This is a genomic window from Roseateles subflavus (assembly GCF_030285365.1).
Taxonomy (GTDB): Bacteria; Pseudomonadota; Gammaproteobacteria; order Burkholderiales; family Burkholderiaceae_C; genus Roseateles_B; species Roseateles_B subflavus.
Map to the genome: position 1 here is coordinate 52,040 of NZ_JASVDS010000006.1, position 17,403 is coordinate 69,442.

Consider the following 17,403-nt stretch of genomic DNA (forward strand, 5'->3'; position numbering starts at 1 on the left):
AGCTCTTGAGTGCTGAAGAGAAGCTGCGCCTTGGCGCCACGAGGCTTGCAAAGGGCAGACGAGCCCGCACTTTATCCTTTGCCCGTCCATGGATTGGGCGGGTCCCGGGCAAAACTGCCCCACGCCCGGCCATAGAATCGGTGGGTCTGCCCAGCCTGGGCAGGCACAGACATCGAAACCGGAGGAATTCATGTACGACGTTCAAGGTCAATTCGGCAGCGCTGCCCTGGGCCTGGCCGCCGACCGCCAGCGCGTGCTGCGCAACACCTACTGGCTGCTGGCCCTGTCCATGGTGCCGACAGTCCTGGGCGCCTGGATCGGCGTCAGCACCGGCCTCCTGGCCGCCATGGGCCGCGGCCCGAGCCTGATTCTGTTCTTCGTGGGCGCTTTCGGCCTGATGTTCCTCGTCGAGAAGACCAAGAACAGTGCCGCCGGCGTGGCTTCCCTGCTCGCCTTCACGTTCTTCATGGGCCTGATGCTGTCGCGTCTGCTGGCCTTCGTGCTGGGCTTCAAGAACGGCCCGTCGCTGATCATGACGGCCTTCGCCGGCACGGGCGTGATCTTCCTGGCCATGGCCAGCCTCGCCTCCGTGATCAAGCGCGATCTCTCCGGCTTCGGCAAATTCCTGTTCATCGGCGCCATCATCATGCTGGTGGCCGGCCTCGTGAACGTGTTCCTGCAGTCGTCGGCGCTGATGCTCACGCTGATGGTGCTGTCGATGGCCGTGTTCTCTGCCTTCATGGTCTATGACGTCAAGCGCATCATCGACGGCGGAGAGACCAACTACATCAGCGCCACGCTGGCGATCTACCTGGACATCTACAACGTGTTCCAGAACCTGCTGGCCATGCTCGGCATCTTCGGCGGCGAACGCGACTGAGTCGGGTCAGCAAGGCCCCGGCGCCCCGCGCGCCGAGGCCACCGTTCCCCGCAGACAACGCAAAAGGGCTCCGTTTCCGGAGCCCTTTTTCATGGCTTGACGAGTCCCGCGCGGCTCAGCGCTCGAAGACCGCAATGCTCTCCACGTGCGCCGTGTGCGGGAACATGTTCACCGCACTTGCCGCCGTGCAGCGGTAGCCGGCCACGTTCACCAGCAGGCCGGCGTCGCGCGCCAGCGTGGCGGGCGCACAGGACACGTAGACGATGCGGCGCGGCGGCTGCCAGCCGGGTGCAAGGCTCGGGTCCTCGCAGAGGTCCGCCAGCGCCTTCACCAGCGCGAAGGCGCCTTCGCGGGGCGGGTCCACCAGCCAGCGGTCGGCATGGCCGTCCGCGACCAGCATGGCCGGCGTCATCTCGAACAGGTTGCGGGCCACGAAGTTGGTCTTGTGGTCCAGCTGGTTGCGCCGGGCGTTCTCGCGCGAGCGCTGCACCAGCGCCTCGCTGCCCTCGATGCCCAGCACCTCGCGCGCCTGCGTGGCCAGCGGCAGCGTGAAATTTCCGAGGCCGCAGAACCAGTCGATGATCCGCTCGTCCTTCTGCACCTCCAGCAGGCGCAGCGCACGCCCCACCAGCACCGTGTTGATGTGGTGGTTGACCTGCGTGAAGTCCGTCGGCTTGAACGGCATCAGGATGCCGAACTCGGGCAGCGTGTAGGCCAGCTCGGTGCCGCCTTCGTCCAACAGGTGCACGGTATCCGGCCCCTTGGGCTGCAGCCACCATTGCACGTCGTGCGCGGACGCGAAGTCCCGCAGGCGCTGCCGATCGGCCTCACCCAGCGGCTCCAGGTGGCGCAGCACCAGCGCCGTGATCTGACGCCCGTCCACGTCCCCCATGGCCAGCTCGATCTGCGGCAGGCGGTCCCGCTCATCCATGCTGGCGACCAACGCGCGCAGCGGCAGCAGCAGGTCGCTCACTTTCGGAGGCAGGATGCGGCACTGCTGCATGTCAGCGATGTAGCGGCTCTTGCGCTCATGGAAGCCCACCAGCACGTCGCCCTTCTTCGGCACGTAGCGCACCGACAGACGAGCGCGGTAGCGATAGCCCCAGGCCGGCCCCTCGATGGGGCGCAGCAGGCGCTCGGCCTTCACCTTGCCCAGGTGCCAGAGGTTGTCCTCCAGCACGCGCTGCTTGACAGCCACCTGCGCCGACACGTGCAGGTGCTGCATCTTGCAGCCTCCGCAGGCGCCCGCGTGCAGCCCGAAATGCGGGCAGCCGGGGGGCACGCGCTGCGAACTCTCACGACGCAGGGCCACAAGGCTGCCCTGCTCCCAGTTGTTCTTCTTGCGGCCGACCGTGACCTGGACCTCTTCACCGGGCAGCGCGCCCTCGATGAAGACTACCTTGCCTTCGCTGTTGTGGGCAATGCCTTGCGCCTCGATGTCCAGCGACTCGACCTTGAGCCATTCTGATTGTTGCGTCATGCCGGCGATTATCCCAGGGCCGGACGCGAGCCCGGCTCAGCCGCCGGTGCGGGGCGCGAAAGCTGGTGGGTTCACCGCCAGCAGGGCCTCAGAAGAGCGCGTCGCGGTTGATGCCGTGCCGCATCATGTTGCGCTTGAGCTTGGTGAGCGCCTCGATCTGGATCTGGCGGATACGCTCGCGCGTCAGGCCCAGGCGCTGCGCCAGCACGTCCAGCGTCTCGGGCTCCCGGTCAGCCAGCCCGTAGCGTCCGGAGAGCACCTCGCGTTCGCGCTCGCTGAGCGCCGCCAGCCCGTGCGCCAGCAAGTCCTCGATCTCATGGCTCAGCCGTGAGCCCATCGGGTCGGGGGACTGGTCGTCGGCCACGAGGTCGACCATCGCCTCGCCGCCCTCATTGCCACGATCGACCGGCACATCGAGGGAGCTGGGCAGCTCGGCGTAGGCCAGCAGCTCGTTGATCTCGGCGACCGGGCGGTTGAGCAGATGGGCGATCTCGTCCGCCCTCACCTGCGCCTCGGCGCCCTTCTGGCTGGCCAGCGCCTCGAGGGCACGGCGTGCCTTGAGCACCTGATTCAGCTCCCGCACGATGTGCACGGGCAGGCGCACCAGGCGGGCCTGGTGCATGAGCGCGCGCTCGATGCCCTGGCGGATCCACCAGCTGGCATAGGTCGAGAAACGGAAACCGCGCTCGGGCTCGAACTTGCCGATGGCGTGCATCAGGCCGAGGTTGCCTTCTTCGATGAGGTCGCTCATCGGCAGGCCCCGGCCGAGGTAGTTCTTGGCGATGCTGACAACGAGCCGCAGGTTGTGCTCGATCATGGCCTGGCGGGCCTCGAAGCTGCCCGCGCGCGCCTGCATGGCGGTGTCGAATTCCTGCTGCGGCGTCAGCAGCGGGGTGCGGCGGATGTCGCGGAGGTAGGCCTGCAGCGCGTTGCCCAGCTCCACCTCGCCTTGCGCCATCAGCTCGGCTGGCCGGGCGGTCTCTCGGGCATCGTCCAGGGCATCCTCCCCGGCGTCGTCCCGTGCGTCATCCTGCGCGTCTTCGGACGGCTCCTCCGAGCCGGGATCGTCATGCCGTGCGATGGCGCCAGCGAGCGGCCGGCGCGGCAGCTCAGGGGCGTGTTCCAGAGAGTTCTCCATGGTCGGCCCCTTGAGCTAGGCGCATTCAGCGCGGCGGCAGCAACTTGGCGGGATCCAGCGGCCTGCCACCCTTGCGGACTTCGAAGTGAAGCTTGACCTGATCGGCATCGCTAGACCCCATCTCGGCGATTTTCTGACCGCGGTGGACCAGCTGGTCCTCCTTCACGAGCATGGTCTGATTATGCGCATAGACGCTGAGGTAGTCATTCGCGTGCTTCACGATGATGGCGTTGCCATAGCCGCGCAGCGAGGCGCCGACGTACATCACGCGACCGCTGGCTGCAGCCAGCACGGCATCGCCGGCCTTGCCGCCAAGGTCCACACCCTTGTTCCGGGTGTCGTCGAACGCCTGGACCACCGGGCCGGGCACGGGCCAGGCCCACGCCACGTCGTCGTCACCGCCCTTGGCCACCGCCGCGCTGGCCGCTGGCGAGGTGGACGACGCCGACGAGGCCACCGCACTGGCAGCCGCCGAACCACTGGCCGGCGCCGACGCGGCAGTGCCCGCCGTCACCGCCGACGAGGCCGCCGCCGGTGTCGAGGCCTTGCCGTCCAGCGGACGCGTCTCGACCTTCGCGGTGGTCACCGGCTTCGTGCTCACGGCCGCGCTGGCGCCGGGCGGCACGACACGCAAGACCTGACCCACCTCGATCAGATTGGCATTGGGAAGGTTGTTCCACTTGACGAGGTCACGCCAGTTCTGACCGTTGTCCAGTGCGACGCGAATGAGCGTGTCCCCCTGCTTGACGGTGTAGTAGCCCGGCTTGCCGGCGTTCTCGGCACCCGGCAGCGGCTTGATCTCGGTGCCCGCGGTCGTGGCCGACGAGCTGGGCTGCGCAGGCGCAGACGCCGCAGAGCGGCTGCCGGCGCCGGCACTGCGGTCTTCGACGGGGGCGCGGTGGGACGGCGACGCACAGGCGACCAGCAGGCCCAGGAGACCCACGGCGGCGCCGCGGCGCAGCCAGGCTCGATTCGACATCAGCGCTTGTTGTGCCGGAGACAAGGGGCGGAGTTGGAAAGGCATGTTCGTGCAATCACCCTGAAAGCCCGCACCCGCGGGACGACTTCGCAGGGCAACGCCTTCGCCCTACATCACGCCTGATTTTAGGGGCACGAAAAGCACTGCCTCGTGCTGGGTTCGAACAAATCGCTGCCCGCTGGCGTCTCGCACGTGGTCGATCACCACGAGCACCTGCCCCTTGCCGCCCGGCGCCTGCATGGGCGCGACCAGCCGGCCGCCCGGCGCGAGCTGCGCAAGCCAGGCCGGTGGCAGGTCCTCGCCCCCGGCTGCCGCAATGATGGCGTCGTAGGGCGCGGCGACGGCATCGCCCAGCCGCCCGTCCCCGTGGATCAGCTTGAGCCCCGGCACCTGCAGCCGCGCCAGCGTGTCCACGGCCTTGTCATGCAGGGGCTTGAGACGCTCGATGCTCACGACCTGGCGCGACAGCCGCGCCAGCACCGCCGCCTGGTAGCCGCAGCCCGTGCCGATCTCCAGCACCCGACCCAGCTGCCCGCGCTGGCGGGCGCCCTCGCCGGCCAGCAGCAGCGCGATCATCCGCCCGACCACCGAGGGCTTGGAAATGGTCTGCCCATGCCCGATGGGCAGGCTCGTGTCCTCGTAGGCCTGGATGGCCAGAGCGCTGTCGACGAACTCGTGACGCGGCACGTCGGCCAAGGCCTGCAGCACGCGCTCGTCGACCAGGCCCTCACGCCGCAGCCGCTGCACCATGCGCTGGCGCACGCCGGCCGAGTCGAGGCCGAGGCCCTGCGGCGTCTGCAGGCGGGCCGCATCGGCCGCCGCCATGTGCAGATGGGCCTGCGGTCGCAGCACCTCACGGGCGGAGGCCGTCGGCTTGGCCTGCACCTGATCCAGGCCGAGTGGAAAGCGGCGCGGCTTGGGCCCGCCGGCGCTCACGCCTGCCCTCCCACCGGCCCGCCGGCCTGCAAGCCAGGCAGGCGCTGCTGCCACAGCGGCAGCCGGGCGTGATCCGTGAGGTCGATCTGCAGTGGCGTGATGGACACCATGCCGTTCGCACACGCATGGAAGTCCGTCCCTTCGCCGGCTTCGCGGGCGTCGCCGGCCGGGCCGATCCAGTAGATGGATTCGCCACGCGGATTGAGCTGATGGATCAGTGGCTCGCTGGCATGGCGGCGACCCAGGCGCGTCAGCCGGCGCGGCAGGGTCAGGGCATCGGGGCGGTTGGGCACATTGACGTTCAGCAGGAAGGGCTCACCGAGCCCCCCGGCGATCAGCTGCTCCACGAGCGCACGCGCCAGGGCCGCCGCGGCGTCCAGGTGCCCCCAGCCCTTCTCGGCCTGAGAGAAGGCCACCGAGGGAATGCCGAAGAGATAGCCTTCCGTCGCAGCGGCGACGGTGCCCGAATAGAGCGTGTCGTCGCCCATGTTGGCGCCGTTGTTGATGCCGGACAGCACCAGGTCCGGCCGGTAGCCCAGGACGCCGGTGAGCGCGAGATGCACACAGTCGGAGGGCGTGCCGTTGACATACCGGAAGCCGTTGGCGGCCGTGTAGACCGACAAGGGGCGCGACAGTGTCAGCGCGTTGGACGTGCCCGAGGCGTTCTGCTCGGGAGCGATGACATCGATCTGGCCCAGGCCCTCGCAAGCCTTCACCAGGGCCGCCAGGCCGGGAGCCAGGTAGCCGTCATCATTGGCAATGAGAATCCGCATGACGGCGATTCTATTGAGCGCAGGCACGCTCGGGCTCGGGGCTGCCACGGGCTTGACTTGCGTCACACGGGTGACGTCGCCCGCCGTCGCTTCGCCCTAGCATGCGCTGCGAGACGGGACGCACAGGCGCCTACCGCCGCGGCCTGGCGCCGCCCCGCTGAAGAAGAAACCCTCGAAGGAGAACCCGATGCATGCTTGGATCAGCCCCGACGCCGCCGGCGTGGACACCCTGCGCTGGGAGCCCCGCCCGCTGCCCTTGCCCGCGGCCGGCGAGGTGCGCGTGCGCATCCATGCCGCGAGCCTGAACTTCCCTGATCTCCTCATCGTGCAGGGCAAGTACCAGATGCGCCCCCCGCTGCCCTTCGTGCCCGGCGCCGAGTTCGCGGGGGTCGTGGAAGCGGTGGGAGAAGGCGTGCGGCACCTGCAGCCCGGCTCCCGCGTCGCCGGCTTCACGGGCACCGGCGGCTTTGCCACGCACGCCTGCGTCAGCGCCGCCCTGCTGGCCCCGCTGCCCGACGCCTTTGACCTTGAAGCCGCAGCGGCCTTCATCTGCACCTATGCCACGAGCCAGCACGCCCTCCTGGACCGCGCGCAACTGCAGCCCGGCGAGACAGTGCTGGTGCTCGGTGCCGCCGGCGGCGTCGGCACGGCAGCGATCCAGCTGGCCAAGGCGGCGGGCGCGACGGTGATCGCAGCGGCCTCGAGCACCGAGAAGAGCCAGCGCTGCCGGGCCATTGGCGCCGACCATGTCATCGACCTCTCGACGCAGGATCTGCGCAACACCCTGAAAGAGCTGACAGGGGGCCAGGGGCCGAACGTCATCTACGACCCCGTCGGCGGCGAGCTCAGCGAGGCGGCCTTCCGCTCCATCGCCTGGCGCGGCCGGCATCTCGTGGTGGGCTTTGCCCAGGGGCAGATCCCCGCCCTGCCCCTGAACCTGTGCCTGCTCAAGGGAGCCTCGCTCATCGGCGTCTTCTGGGGCGAGTTCGCCAAGCGCGAGCCACAGCGCAATGCGGCGATGCTGGGCGAGCTCGTGCGCCTGCATCTTGCCGGGCGCATCGCGCCGGTGATCGATCAGCGCTTCGCCATGCGCGATCTGCCGGCTGCCTTCGCCCGCATGCAGTCTCGCCAGGTGACGGGCAAGGTCCTGCTGATCAACGAGCCCTGACCCCGCTACGCTGCGCGCCATTCGCGATCGGGCAACATGAGCTTGCAGACTCCCCGCTTTCAGGGGCTTGGTTCGAGGGTCCAGTACGCTAGGATGCAAGTCTGCTGAGCCCCCCGGACCATGGCCGTCAAAGTACTCATCCTCGAAGACAACCCCGTTGCCCGCAGCTTCCTGTGCCGTGTGGTGCGGGAAAGCTTCAGCGACACCATGGAGCTCGTCGAAGCAGGTGACCTGGAGGGCGCCCGCAAGCAGCTGGCCCGCGTGGCCTCGCTGCCGCCGGAGCAAGGCTTCCGCCTCATCCTCGTGGACCTCGAGCTGCCGGACGGCAATGGCATGGAACTGCTGGCGGAGATTGCCGGCAGCCCGGCCATCAAGATCGTCACCACGCTGTACTCCGACGACGACCACCTCTTCCCAGCCCTGCAATGCGGGGCCGACGGCTACCTGCTCAAGGAAGACCGATTCGAAGTGCTCGTGGAGGAGTTGCAGCGCATCGTGCGCGGCCAGCCGCCGCTGTCGCCGGCCATTGCGCGCCGCCTGCTGTCTCACTTCCGCCCCGGTGGCAGCGGGGACAGCGGCCCCATGGGCCTGAACTCCGGCTTCGGCGCCCTCACCAGCCCAGGCGGCTTCGCCAGCAGCCGCAGCGTGGCGCTGGACCCGGCTCCGGAATGGGAACGCCTGACGCCTCGTGAGAACGAAGTCCTGACCTATCTGAGCAAGGGTTTCACGATCAAGGAGATCGCGAACCTGATGGGCATCAAGTGGTTCACCGTGAACGACCACATCAAGTCCATCTACAAGAAGCTGAACGTCTCCAGCCGCGCGGAGGCCGCGGTGCTGGCCAGCAAGCAGGGGCTGGTCTGACCGCCCCACCGCCGGCCAGGCCGGCCTGATCTCTCAAGGCGCCCACGGGCGCCTTTTGTTTGGGCGCTTGGCCAAGCAGAACGGGCGCAGAGGCCGTCATGTCAGCGCCGTGCCCTGCGGACACCTCGGCCCTTGTAGTCCAGGATCCTGTCTGCGCACGAAGGCACCCCCATGGACAACACCATGGACAACACCATGGACATCACCACCGCCTTCACCACGGACACCAACGCTGCCACCGAAGAACTCGCGACACCACATCCGGCATGGCGGGCCACGATGAATATCGCGCGCCCAAAGCAAAACGGCGACAAGACCTTGATCTTGTCGCCGTTCGCTTGAGTCCTCAGCTTGACGCTGCTGACTCACATCCGGTGGGGTGGCTGATGGGACTCGAACCCACGACAACCAGAATCACAATCTGGGACTCTACCAACTGAGCTACAGCCACCGGTGAAGCCTTAGATTATAAGCAGTATTTCATTCGCTTGGGAAGAGTTTTCTGAAAACTTTTTATTGAGCTTCAGATTCAGTTCCCGACAGCGGCCGAGGCCGCCGCTGCCGCGGGCTTGATCGTCGTCTTGAGCTGCGTCTTGAGGGCCTTGTAGTAGGCATCCGTCTCGGCGGCGCTCCAGGCCTGGGCGTACTGCTGGGCCGTGCGGACCGGGTCGGCCACCTGGGCATCGCGCGGCAGGATCTGCGTCACCGCGGCGATCACATAGCTGCCATTGCCAGCTTCCACACCCACAAAGCTCGGCAGCTTGCCGGCATCCGCCTGCAGGATGGCATTCAGCACCTTCGGCGGCAGCTTGCCGGCCTGGATGCGCGACACCGTCTGCGCGGCCTCGAGGGCATTCACGTCACCCGATGCCTTGAGCGCGGCCAGCTTCTCGGTGCCTGCCTTGACGGCCAGCACGGCGGCCTGGCGGGCGATCAGCAGCTGCGTGACCTGGGCCTTGACGTCGTCGAGCGCCGGCATGCGCAGCGGCTTGTAATCGGTCACGTGGGCAGCGACGAGCTGGCTCGGGCCGAACTCGACGGCTTCGGTGTTGCGCTTGTTCTGGATCGAATCCGTGGAGAACACCGACTCCAGCAGCTTCGCCGATGCCAGCGGGCCCTGGGCGTCCGCCGCCGGCTTGCGCTGGACGGACGCGGTGCGGATGCTCAGCTTCAGCTTCTCGGCCACGGGCTTGAGGCTGTCGGACTGCTCATAGACCGTGTTGCTGAAGGTCTCGGACAGCTCGGCGTAGCGCTTCTGCGCCAGCGACTTGCGGACTTCATCGTCAATCTCGGCACGCACCGCCTCGAAGGGCTTGGTGTCGCCGCCACGCACGGCCGTCAGCTGGATGACATGGAAGCCGAAATCACTCTCGACCACCTTGCTGATCTCGTTCGGCTTGAGCGCATAGGCCGCGTCCTCGAAGGGCTTGACCATCGCGCCGCGCGGGAAGAAGTCGAGATCGCCACCGCGGCTGGCCGAGCCTTCGTCCTGCGAGTTCTTGCGGGCGACATCGGCAAAGCTCGCCGGCGCCTTCTGGACCTGGGCCAGCAGCTCCTCGGCACGGGCGCGGGCCTTGGCCTTGTCGGCGTCGGAGGCGCTCTTGTCGGCCTTGATCAGGATGTGGCTGGCACGGCGCTCCTCAGCCACCGTGTAGCGGGCGCGGTTCTGCTCGTAGTAGTCGCGCAGCTCCTTGTCGGACACCGAAACGCTGCCCTTGAGGGCATCGAGATCCAGCACGACGTACTCGATCTGCGCCACTTCCGGCAGCTGGAACTTGGCGACGTTGGCCGGATCCTTGAAGTAGGCCTCGACCTCGGCATCCGTCGGCTTGACCTGGGCGGCGAACTCCGCCGGGCTCACGGTCAGCAGGCGCACTTCACGGCGCTGGAAGAAGGCATCGAAGGCCTGGGCGGACAGCGTGGAGCCGGCGATGGCCGAACCCGACACGCCGCGCAGCACCTGCTCCTGCGCCATCCCCTCGCGCAGGCGGCGCTCGAACATCTGCGGGCTCATGCCCTGGCTGGCCAGCAGCGCGGCATTGAGCGAGCCATCCGGCTGACGGACCGCCGCGAACTGCGGGTCCGTGAGGAAGACGTGCTTGACCTGATCGTCGGACACCAGCCAGTGCTGGCGCTGCACGGCCGCCTGCAGCACGCGCTCACGCACGAGGGCGTCGAGCGACTGCTGGCGCGCCTCGGGCGAGTCCAGCAGCTTGGGATCCAGGTTGGGCATCTGCTGGCGCAGACGCTCCGACTGCTGGCGGTGGGCGTTGTCCCACTCGGCCTGCGTGATCTTCTGGCCGTCAATCTGGGCGACCGCGGCATTGCCGCCACCCATGAAGTTGCTGTAGCCGTTGACACCCAGCGCCACAAAGGACGGCAGGATCAGGACCAGCAGGATCAGCTGGAACAGACGGTTGTGCTTGCGAACGAAATCAAACATTCAAAACCTCGGAAGGGCCGAAGACGGACACCCCGTACTGGCGGATCACAAGGCCTGTCTCAGGCCACATCAATTGCGACAAAGGCGAACCGGAGTTCGCCTTTGCTGCGTGGAATTCTACCCGCACCCCGCCCGAGCCCCGGAGACTGGCCGGAGCCTGGTCACGCGACGCGGAGGTGGTGGGTGCTAACGGGCTCGAACCGCTGACATCTTCCGTGTAAGGGAAGCGCTCTACCAACTGAGCTAAGCACCCGAAAACCGGGATTCAGTTCACCGCGTCCTTGAGCGCCTTGCCGGGACGGAACTTGGGCACCTTGGCGGACTTGATCTTGATCGTGTCACCGGTGCGGGGATTGCGTCCACTGCGGGCGGCGCGCTTGGTCACGCTGAAGGTGCCGAAGCCTACCAGAGAAACCGTGCCGTTTTTCTTGAGCGTGGTCTTCACGCCGCCGATGACGGCCTCCAGCGCGCGAGCGGCGGCGGCCTTGGAGATGTCGGCCTGCTTGGCGATGTGCTCGATCAATTCAGACTTGTTCACGAACCTACCCCTCAACAACTTGCCTGGACGCGCAGGCACTCGGAATGGATGCCCTGACCTCGGGAGGCGAGCGCCGCACCTGCGTCAAGCGCCCCTCGGGGAAGCGGATTCTAGACCGAATCACCCCACGCGCCGGCCGGGTACAAGCCCGGATGTCACCGCCTCCGGCGCCCCGGCGGCCGCGCGTTCAGCGGGCCTTGGCCCGGATTTCCGGGACGGCCTTCTGCAGGTAGTAGACCATCGACCAGATGGTCAGCACCACGGCGGCCAGGATGAGCCAGGTGCCCCAGGTGCGCGTGGGAATCAGGCCGAAGAGCTGGCCGTCATAGAGCAGGAAGGGAATCGCCACCATCTGCACGGTGGTCTTGAGCTTGCCCACCATGTGCACCGCCACGCTGCGGGAGGCGCCGATCTGCGCCATCCATTCGCGCAGCGCCGAGATCGCGATCTCCCGGCCGATGATGACGAGCGCCACCAGCGCGTTCACCCGCCCGAGCTCCAGGAGGATCAGCAGCGCCGCGCACACGAGGAACTTGTCCGCCACCGGATCCAGGAAGGCGCCGAAGGAGGACGTCTGGTTGAGCTTGCGCGCCAGGTAGCCGTCGAGCCAGTCCGTCAGGGCCACCAGCACGAACAGCGAAGTCGCGAACAGGTTCTGGTGCCCCGGTGCGATGTCCACGTAGAACACGCCGACGATCAGCGGGATCGCCACGATGCGAGCCCAGGTCAGCAAGGTTGGCAGGGTCAGGAACATGGGCGCATTGTGCCCGACGCGGAACAACCTTCCGGGGAGTGCGTTGTTGTCGCGCCGCTGCGCTCATTCATCGAGCGTGCGGGGCTTGAATCGTCGCTGGTCGTTGAACAGAAAGGTCTCGCTGAAGACCCAGGGACGAGGCAGCCCCGACACGTTGCCGAAGGGGGCGGCGCGATGCACGGCATCGATGGCCAGCTGAACGGTGTCGAGCGCCTGGCCCGGGCGGCGGAGCACCTTGACGTGGCGCACGTGGCCGTCCGCCGTCAGCTCGACCTCCAGCACGGGAATGGCCAGCAGCACCTCCGGCACCGTGCCCATGTAGGTGCGATCCGGGTTGGCCGCCACGAGGCGCTGTGCCGCCTGGCGCCGCAGTTCCGCGTGGCTGCGCGGTTTCTTGGGCGGCCCCAGCGTCTGAGGCGTCGCGGCCGGTGCCTTGCCGGAGGGGGATGGCGTCGCGCCGGTAGCGCGCCCTGGCGCCGGCGAGGCCGTCGATGGCGGCGTGGATGCGCCCGGCGCCGCGCCACCGGACGTCGGCGAGTTGCTGCAGCCCGCCAGGGCCAGCATCAGCACCCACCCGCCGGACAGCACACAGCGCCAGGGCCGGCGTGCCGGCGAGCCCGATTCAATGCAGGACACGATAGATCTCCTCTGCCAGTTCGCGCGAGATGCCCTTCACGGTGGCGATGTCCTCGATGCTGGCCGCCGCCACGCCGCGCACGCCGCCGAAACGCTGCAGCAGCTGCGCCCGCTTCTTCGGCCCGACGCCCGGCACATCCTCCAGCCGCGAGCCGCCCGTGCGGACCGCCGCGCGCTTGGCCCGCATGCCGGTGATGGCGAAGCGGTGAGCTTCGTCGCGGATCTGCGCGACCAGCATCAACGCTGCCGAATCGCGCCCCAGGTAGACCTTCTCGCGACCATCGGCAAACACCAGCTCCTCGAGGCCGACCTTCCGCCCCTCGCCCTTCTCGACGCCGGCCAGCAGGCCGAGGTCCAGCCCGAGCTCTTCGAACACCTCTCGCGCCATCGAGATCTGCCCCTTGCCGCCGTCGACCAGCACCAGATCCGGCATGCGGCCCGTGCCCAGCTGAACGGCCTCGGCGAGTTTGGCGTAGCGGCGTGTGAGCACCTGGCGCATCGCGGCGTAGTCGTCGCCGCCGGTGATGCCCTCGATGTTGTAGCGGCGGTATTCGCTGCTGACCATCTGGTGCCCCTGGAAGACGACGCAGGAGGCCTGCGTGGCCTCGCCCGCCGTGTGGCTGATGTCGAAGCATTCCACGCGGAAGGCGGCGAGGTCGACGACGTTGAGATCCAGTGCCTCCACGAGCGCCCGTGTCCGCGCCTGCTGCGAACCCTCCTCGGAAAGCAGACGCGCCAGAGCGAGCTCGGCGCCCTTGATGCACATGTCCTGCCAGATCCGGCGCTGCCCGCGCGGCTGGGCCTGCACGGTGACCTTGCTGCCGGATTGCGCGCTGAGTGCGGCCGCAAGCCCGACATCCACTTCGTCGCTGACCACGATCAGCGAGGGCACTGCCGCGTCGAGGTAGTGCTGCGCCATGAAGGCCTCCAGCACCTGGCGTTCGGGCGTGGGTCGCGCCTCGGCCTGCGCGATCTCGTCGTCCTCGAGGTACAGCTGGGTCCCCTCCTCCACGTGCTTGGGGAAGAAGGCGCGATCCCCGAGATGCCGGCCACCGCGGACCATCGCCATGTTGACGCAGGCCCGGCCGCCCTGGACCTTGACGGCCAGCACGTCGACGTCGCGGTCGCGGCCCGTGGCGCTGCTCTCGTCAACGGCCTGCTGCTGCAGCACGCGCGACAGCGCCGTGATCTGGTTGCGCACCTCGGCCGCCTGCTCGTACTGCAGCGCCTCGGCATGCGCCATCATCTGGGACTGCAGGCCCTGCAGGACTTCATCCGTCTCGCCCAGCAGGAATCGCTCGGCATTGCGCACATCGCGCGCATAGGGCTCGCCCTGCCCCTCCGGCACGCAGGGGCCGGAACAGCGCCGGATCTGGAACAGCAGACAGGGCCGGCTGCGGTTGTTGAAGACGCTGTCCTCGCAGGTCCGCAGGCGGAAGACCTTCTGGATCAGCTGGATCGATTCCTTCACCGCCCAGGCGCTCGGATAGGGTCCGAAGTAGCGATGCCGCCGGTCGACCGCCCCTCGGTAGTAGCTCACCCGCGGGTAGGCATGGGCACTGAGGCGCAGGTAGGGGTAGCTCTTGTCGTCCCGGAAGAGGATGTTGAAGCGCGGATTGAGCGCCTTGATCAGGTTGTTCTCAAGCAGCAGAGCCTCGGCCTCGGTGCGTACCACCGTGGTTTCGAGCCTTGCGATGCGAGCGACCATCAGGCCGATGCGCGTGCCGCCGTGGTTCTTCTGGAAGTAGCTGGAGACCCGCTTCTTCAGGTTCTTGGCCTTGCCGACATACAGCACCTGGTCCTGCGCATCAAAGTAGCGGTAGACACCCGGCAGGCCGGGCAGCGCGGCGACCTCCGCCAGCACGCGTTCACGGACCTTCAGCGCCGCAGCCTCGACCTCGGCCACGCGCTGCGCCTCGGCCTGCTCCACGATCTCGCGCTCCTCAGCCCAGGCGGAGATCTGCGCCTCGCCCAGGGAAGCGGCGCCGGCGCCTGCCACGGCGTCCGGCGCGACATCCGCCGTCTGCGTCGCGCCTGACTTCACATCCTCGTCCACCTCGGGACCCGGCTTCTTCTTGCTCATGGCCGCGATTGTGCCGCCACCGATAATGCCCCGATGAGCTCGCGAGACTGGGACGTGTTCTGCCGCGTCATCGACAACTACGGCGATGCCGGCGTCTGCTGGCGTCTGTGCAAGGACCTGGCAAGCCGCGGCCACCGCGTGCGACTGTGGATCGACGACGCAGCCCCGCTGCAGTGGATGGGGCCGGCGCGCGCCTTCGAGGCCATCGAGGTGCACGCCTGGGACCGCGCCGACGCCGACTTCGTGGCGCGGCCGGCGGGCGTCGTGATCGAAGCCTTCGGCTGCGAACTGCCGGACGCCGTGAAGGCACGGATGGCGGCACTGCACCCCGCACCGCAGTGGATCAACCTGGAATACCTCAGTGCCGAAGACTACGTGGAGCGCAGCCACGGCCTGCGCTCGCCGCAATGGCAGGGGCCGGCCGCCGGCCTGGAGAAGTTCTTCTTCTACCCGGGCTTCACCCGGAGGACGGGCGGCCTGCTGCGCGAGCCCGGGCTGATCGAGGCCCTGGATGCCGCCGCCGCGCCGGCCTCCGCCACCGCCTGGCTCCAGCGCCAGGGCATCGAGCGACAAGCGGGAGAACGCCTGGTCAGCCTGTTCTGCTACGAGAACTCCGCCCTGCCGGCGCTGCTCGACGGGCTGGCACCGGCGCTGATCCTGGCCTGTCCCGGGCCGGGCAGCCGGATGCTGCGTGCATTGCAAGACCGCGGCACCCTGCCCGCAGGCCTGCGGGTCCATCACCTGCCTTTCCTTGCGCAGGACGACTTCGACCAGATGCTCTGCGCCTGCGACCTGAATCTCGTCCGGGGTGAAGACTCCTTCGTGCGGGCCCAGTGGGCCGGCCGGCCCTTTGTCTGGCACATCTACCCGCAAGACGACGGTGCGCACGAGGCCAAGCTGGAGGCCTTCATGGCGCTGGCATTTGCCGACATGCCCGGCTCGGTGCGGCAGGAATGGCAGGTGCTGTGGCGCACCTGGAACGGCCTGCATCCGCACAGCCCGGCCCCACGCCCCCTCACGGTGCCCTCCCCGCAGGCCGCCGAACCCGCCTTTCGCCAGTGGCGTGCCACGCTGCGGGCGCAGCCCGATCTCGTGACGCAGTTACTGGGCTTTCTGGCACGCTGACGCCGCCGCTTTCGGCCATGTGCGCCACTTGCGGCTAGAATAGGGAGCTTTGCCGCGTCGACCCCTGCCTTCAGCTCTGTCATTTTGGCTTTGTCTTTAGTCCCGGGTGCGCGAGCTGCGATACAGCGCAAGGCCCTTCGTGGCCGCAGCGGCTGCATCGCCCCGAGTCAACGCTCCCCATCAAGACATCAGCAAGACATCACCATGAAACTCGCACAGGAAATCCGCGCCGGCAACGTGATCATGCAGGGCAAGGACCCGATGGTCGTTCTGAAGACCGAATACAGCCGTGGTGGCCGCGGCGCCGCCACCGTGCGCATGAAGATGAAGAACCTGCTGAATGGCGCAGGTGCCGAAGTCGTCTTCAAGGCCGACGACAAGATGGACCAGATCATTCTGGACAAGAAGGAATGCACCTACACGTACTTCGCCGACCCGATGTACGTGTTCATGGACACCGAGTACAACCAGTTCGAGGTGGAAGCCGAGAACATGGGCGACTCCCTGAACTACCTCGACGACAACATGGGCGTCGAAGTGGTGTTCTATGACGGCAAGGCCATCTCCGTCGAACTGCCGACCACCGTCGTGCGCGAAATCGAGACCGAACCCGCCGTCAAGGGCGACACCTCCGGCAAGGTCATGAAGCCCGCCCGCGTGAAGGGCACCGGCTTCGAGATCCCCGTGCCCCTGTTCGTGGAAAACGGCGACAAGATCGAAATCGACACCCGCACCAACGAATACCGCAAGCGCGTCTGAGCTCCGGCCAGCCGCTTACTGCAAAAAGGCGCCTTCGGGCGCCTTTTCTTTTGCCCGACTCCCTGATCGCCTCCCCACCCGGAACCCGGCCTGCACAGACGAAAAAAATCCCCGCCGAGGCGGGGATTCTGTTCAGGCGCCAGCCACCAGGCCGGCAGTCTGATTACTTCTTGGCGCGGGTACCGACCACTTCGATTTCCACGCGACGGTTCTTGGCGCGGCCTTCGGTGGTCTTGTTGTCGGCCACGGGCTGCTTCTCGCCCTTGCCTTCGGTGTAGACGCGGTTCTTCTCGATGCCCTTGCCGACCAGATAGGCCTTCACGGCTTCAGCGCGACGCACCGACAGCTTCTGGTTGTACTCGTCGGAACCGACGCTGTCGGTGTGGCCGACGGCGACGATGACTTCCAGGTTGATGCCGGAGGTCTTGGACACCAGGTCGTCCAGCTTGGCCTTGCCTTCGGGCTTCAGCACAGCCTTGTCGAAGTCGAACAGGGCGTCAGCGGCGAAGGTGACCTTCTCGCTTTGCACGACCGGGGCAACGACCGGTGCGGGCGGGGTGGCCGGCGCGACGACGGGAGCGGGAGCGACGGGCTTCGGCTCTTCAGCCTTCTTGACTTCCGGCTTCAGCGCGCCATCGCAATCCTTGGCAGCAGTGGCGGGCGTCCAGAAGTTGTTGCGCCAGCAGTATTCGTTGCTGCCGTTCTTCCACACGGTGCCGTCGGTCGAGCGCCAGTTGTCAACGTTCTGGGCGAAGGCGCCAGACGACAGGACAGCAGCCACTGCGAAGAGCGACGCCACACGGTTCAATTTCTTCATGTTTATCCTCTCAAGGAAAGACGCAGTTGC

The 17,403-nt window shown here is 67.5% G+C and carries 17 protein-coding genes and 2 tRNA genes; 6 read left to right on the top strand and 13 right to left on the bottom strand.

From position 1 onward, the window contains the following. The first annotated feature begins 190 nt into the window (after positions 1-190). Positions 191-880: a Bax inhibitor-1/YccA family protein gene (locus QRD43_RS18640; protein ID WP_285984013.1), complete on the top strand. Its 690-nt coding sequence runs from the start codon at positions 191-193 to the stop codon at positions 878-880. 115 nt (positions 881-995) lie between these two features. Here QRD43_RS18640 and rlmD read toward each other — a convergent pair whose 3' ends face one another. From rlmD to surE, 5 genes are all read right to left on the bottom strand, one after another. Then, entirely contained in the window at positions 996-2,360 is a 1,365-nt protein-coding gene (gene rlmD, locus QRD43_RS18645; RefSeq protein WP_285984014.1) for a 23S rRNA (uracil(1939)-C(5))-methyltransferase RlmD, read from the bottom strand. Positions 2,361-2,448: 88 nt separating this feature from the next. After that, entirely contained in the window at positions 2,449-3,498 is a 1,050-nt protein-coding gene (rpoS, locus tag QRD43_RS18650; protein WP_434063908.1) for an RNA polymerase sigma factor RpoS, read from the bottom strand. A gap of 25 nt (positions 3,499-3,523) precedes the next feature. Continuing rightward, positions 3,524-4,477, bottom strand: a complete 954-nt coding sequence (locus QRD43_RS18655) for a peptidoglycan DD-metalloendopeptidase family protein (protein WP_285984015.1) — start codon at positions 4,475-4,477, stop codon at positions 3,524-3,526. A gap of 108 nt (positions 4,478-4,585) precedes the next feature. Then, positions 4,586-5,413: a protein-L-isoaspartate(D-aspartate) O-methyltransferase gene (locus tag QRD43_RS18660; protein WP_285984016.1), complete on the bottom strand. Its 828-nt coding sequence runs from the start codon at positions 5,411-5,413 to the stop codon at positions 4,586-4,588. Then, complete coding sequence (gene surE, locus QRD43_RS18665) at positions 5,410-6,186, bottom strand: 5'/3'-nucleotidase SurE (protein ID WP_285984017.1); 777 nt, start codon at positions 6,184-6,186, stop codon at positions 5,410-5,412. The genes QRD43_RS18660 and surE overlap by 4 nt, the downstream gene beginning before the upstream one ends. Positions 6,187-6,373: 187 nt before the next feature. On the opposite strand from surE, the gene QRD43_RS18670 reads away from it, so the two are divergent. The 3 genes from QRD43_RS18670 to QRD43_RS18680 all read left to right on the top strand — a co-directional run bounded on the left by QRD43_RS18670 (position 6,374) and on the right by QRD43_RS18680 (position 8,560). Beyond that, positions 6,374-7,354 carry an NADPH:quinone oxidoreductase family protein gene (locus QRD43_RS18670; protein WP_285984018.1) on the top strand — a complete coding sequence of 327 codons (981 nt, stop codon included), beginning with the start codon at positions 6,374-6,376 and terminating at the stop codon, positions 7,352-7,354. Between the two features lie 120 nt (positions 7,355-7,474). After that, positions 7,475-8,218, top strand: coding sequence for a LuxR C-terminal-related transcriptional regulator (locus tag QRD43_RS18675; protein WP_285984019.1), 744 nt, complete (start codon positions 7,475-7,477; stop codon positions 8,216-8,218). 171 nt (positions 8,219-8,389) lie between these two features. Continuing rightward, complete coding sequence (locus tag QRD43_RS18680) at positions 8,390-8,560, top strand: hypothetical protein (RefSeq protein ID WP_285984020.1); 171 nt, start codon at positions 8,390-8,392, stop codon at positions 8,558-8,560. Between the two features lie 33 nt (positions 8,561-8,593). On the opposite strand, the gene QRD43_RS18685 is transcribed toward QRD43_RS18680, so the two are convergent. From QRD43_RS18685 to uvrC, 7 genes are all read right to left on the bottom strand, one after another. Beyond that, a tRNA-His gene (locus QRD43_RS18685) sits at positions 8,594-8,669 on the bottom strand. Positions 8,670-8,747: 78 nt separating this feature from the next. Next, the gene (locus QRD43_RS18690; protein WP_285984021.1) at positions 8,748-10,661 is read right to left on the bottom strand and encodes a SurA N-terminal domain-containing protein; all 1,914 of its coding nucleotides are present in this window, start codon (positions 10,659-10,661) and stop codon (positions 8,748-8,750) included. A gap of 177 nt (positions 10,662-10,838) precedes the next feature. Further along, positions 10,839-10,914 (bottom strand) — tRNA-Val (locus tag QRD43_RS18695). 12 nt (positions 10,915-10,926) lie between these two features. Further along, positions 10,927-11,199 carry an HU family DNA-binding protein gene (locus tag QRD43_RS18700; protein WP_285984022.1) on the bottom strand — a complete coding sequence of 91 codons (273 nt, stop codon included), beginning with the start codon at positions 11,197-11,199 and terminating at the stop codon, positions 10,927-10,929. Positions 11,200-11,386: 187 nt separating this feature from the next. After that, the gene (gene pgsA, locus QRD43_RS18705) at positions 11,387-11,953 is read right to left on the bottom strand and encodes a CDP-diacylglycerol--glycerol-3-phosphate 3-phosphatidyltransferase (RefSeq protein ID WP_285984023.1); all 567 of its coding nucleotides are present in this window, start codon (positions 11,951-11,953) and stop codon (positions 11,387-11,389) included. Between the two features lie 63 nt (positions 11,954-12,016). Beyond that, positions 12,017-12,589, bottom strand: coding sequence for an energy transducer TonB (locus QRD43_RS18710; RefSeq protein ID WP_285984024.1), 573 nt, complete (start codon positions 12,587-12,589; stop codon positions 12,017-12,019). Continuing rightward, positions 12,576-14,672: an excinuclease ABC subunit UvrC gene (uvrC, locus tag QRD43_RS18715; RefSeq protein WP_285984025.1), complete on the bottom strand. Its 2,097-nt coding sequence runs from the start codon at positions 14,670-14,672 to the stop codon at positions 12,576-12,578. The genes QRD43_RS18710 and uvrC overlap by 14 nt, the downstream gene beginning before the upstream one ends. A 33-nt stretch (positions 14,673-14,705) precedes the next feature. On the opposite strand from uvrC, the gene earP reads away from it, so the two are divergent. Then, positions 14,706-15,797, top strand: a complete 1,092-nt coding sequence (gene earP / locus QRD43_RS18720; RefSeq protein WP_285984026.1) for an elongation factor P maturation arginine rhamnosyltransferase EarP — start codon at positions 14,706-14,708, stop codon at positions 15,795-15,797. A gap of 204 nt (positions 15,798-16,001) precedes the next feature. Further along, positions 16,002-16,556, top strand: coding sequence for an elongation factor P (gene efp / locus QRD43_RS18725; RefSeq protein WP_285984027.1), 555 nt, complete (start codon positions 16,002-16,004; stop codon positions 16,554-16,556). Positions 16,557-16,719: 163 nt separating this feature from the next. Here the strand turns inward: efp and ompA are convergent, their stop codons facing one another. Continuing rightward, positions 16,720-17,373 (bottom strand): outer membrane protein OmpA, encoded by a 654-nt coding sequence (gene ompA, locus QRD43_RS18730; protein ID WP_285984028.1) that lies wholly within the window; start codon positions 17,371-17,373, stop codon positions 16,720-16,722. Positions 17,374-17,403 lie beyond the last annotated feature (30 nt).